Origin of the sequence: Mycolicibacterium houstonense (genome assembly GCF_900078665.2) — a bacterium.
GTDB classification, from domain to species: domain Bacteria; phylum Actinomycetota; class Actinomycetes; order Mycobacteriales; family Mycobacteriaceae; genus Mycobacterium; species Mycobacterium houstonense.
Map to the genome: position 1 here is coordinate 3190925 of NZ_LT546207.1, position 2117 is coordinate 3193041.

Annotated in this window: 2 protein-coding genes; one reads left to right on the top strand and one right to left on the bottom strand. The window is 68.8% G+C overall.

Going from position 1 to position 2117, the window contains the following annotated elements:
• On the bottom strand, positions 1-1033 hold a 1033-nt coding region (locus BN4332_RS16150; protein ID WP_066899628.1), incomplete at its 3' end, for a CaiB/BaiF CoA transferase family protein.
• Positions 1034-1050: 17 nt separating this feature from the next.
• On the opposite strand from BN4332_RS16150, the gene BN4332_RS16155 reads away from it, so the two are divergent.
• On the top strand, positions 1051-2117 hold a 1067-nt coding region (locus BN4332_RS16155), incomplete at its 3' end, for an alpha-keto acid decarboxylase family protein (RefSeq protein ID WP_268811534.1).

The following is a 2117-nucleotide window of genomic DNA, read 5'->3' on the forward strand; positions in this document are numbered from 1 at the left end:
CGGGCGCGCCTGCCGGCGTCCGGGAGAACCGCGGCGCGGGCGCGGCCTGGGCCACGCCCTCGACGTCGACCAGCGTCGACCGGGCCAGCAGATGCTCGCTTTCGGCCGCCTCACCCCAGGTCAGTACCGGTGTCACGCAGGCGTCGGTGCCGGCGAAGATCTTTGTCCACTCATCACGGGTCTTGGTCTTGAACCGCTCGGTGAAGATGTCGCGCAGTTCGTCGTAGCGGGCCAGCTCGAACTGACCGGGGATCTCGGCGGCGTCCAGGCCGAGGCCGGCCACCAGCTGCGCGAAGAATTGCGGCTCGATGGATCCGACGGCCATGTAACCGCCGTCGGACGTCTCGTAGGTCCGGTAATACGGGGCGCCGCCGTCGAGCAGGAACGACTCGCGTTCGTCGCGCAACGAGCCGGTGGCCCGCATGGTCCACATCATCTGGGACAACATGCTGACGCCGTCGACCATCGCGGCGTCGATCACCTGGCCCTTGCCGGATTTCTCGCGCTCGAACAGTGCGGTGACGATGCCGATGACCACCAGCATCGAGCCGCCACCGAAGTCGGCCACGAGGTTCAGCGGGGCCACCGGCGGACGGTCGCGGAAGCCGATCGCCGAGAGGGCACCGGTCTGCGACAGGTAGTTGATGTCGTGACCGGCGGTGGTGGCCAGCGGGCCGTCCTGGCCCCAGCCGGTGATGCGGGCGAAGATCAGCCGCGGATTGACCGCTTCGCACTCGGCCGGGCCGATACCGAGGCGTTCACAGGTGCCGGGCCGGAAACAGTCCAGCAGCACATCGGCTTTGGCGACCAGGTCCAGCAGCTTGCCCGGCTCGGACTTGACGTCCAGATCGACGATGCGCTTGCCGCGGTGCAGCAGGTCGACGTTCTCGGCGGGCATGGTCAGGCCACCGGGGCGACGCACTCGCACCACGTCGGCCCCCAGGTCCGACAGCATCATCGCGGCGTGTGGCCCGGGGCCGATGCCGCCGAGTTCGATAACTCGCACTCCGGCGAGCGGTCCGGTGTTGGTCATGCGAGGCACACTAAGGGATGGGCGAAAACGGCTACACCGTCGGTGACTATCTACTGGACCGGCTCGCCGAACTCGGGGTGACCGAGGTCTTCGGCGTTCCCGGCGACTATCAGCTGGAGTTTCTCGACCACATCCTGGCTCACCCGAAGGTCAACTGGGTCGGCGGCGCCAACGAGCTCAACGCCGGTTACGCCGCCGACGGCTACGGCCGGCTGCGGGGTATGGCCGCCTTGGTCACCACCTTCGGCGTCGGCGAACTGTCGGCGGCCAATGCCATTGCCGGCAGTTACGCCGAGCACGTCCCGGTGGTCCACATCGTCGGCGCGCCGTCCAAGGATTCCCAGGGCGCCCGCCGTATCGTGCACCACACCCTCGGCGACGGCGACTTCGAGCACTTCCTGCGGATGAGTCGTGAAATTACCTGTGCGCAGGCCAATCTGGTGCCCGCTACGGCGACCCGAGAGATCGACCGGGTGCTCTCGGAAGTGCGTGAGCAGAAGCGGCCGGGCTATCTGCTGATCGCCACCGACGTGGCCCGGTTCCCCACCGAGCCGCCCACCGCGCCGCTGGCCCGCTACACCGGCGGCACGAGTCCGCGGGCGCTGTCGATGTTCCGCGCCGCGGTCGGCGAGATGATCGGCGATCACCGACTGACGGTGCTGGCCGATTTCCTGGTGCACCGGCTGGGCTGCGTCGACGAGCTCGGTGCGCTGCTGGCCGCCGACACCGTGCCGCACGCCACCCTGATGTGGGGCAAGAGTCTGGTCGACGAGAGCTCGCCGAACTACCTGGGCATCTATGCCGGTGCGGCCAGCGAGGATTCGGTGCGCGAGGCGATCGAGGAGGCTCCGGTGCTGGTGACCGCGGGGGTGTTGTTCACCGACATGGTCAGTGGATTCTTCAGCCAGCGCATCGACCCGGCCCGCACCATCGACATCGGCGTCAACCAGAGTGTGGTGGCCGGGCAGGTCTACGCCCCGCTGGACATGGCGGCCGCACTCGATGCCGTCACCGCGATCCTCACCGAGCGCGGCGTCACCTCGGCGGCGCTGCCGCCCGCGCCGGTCCGCGCCCACTCCGACCC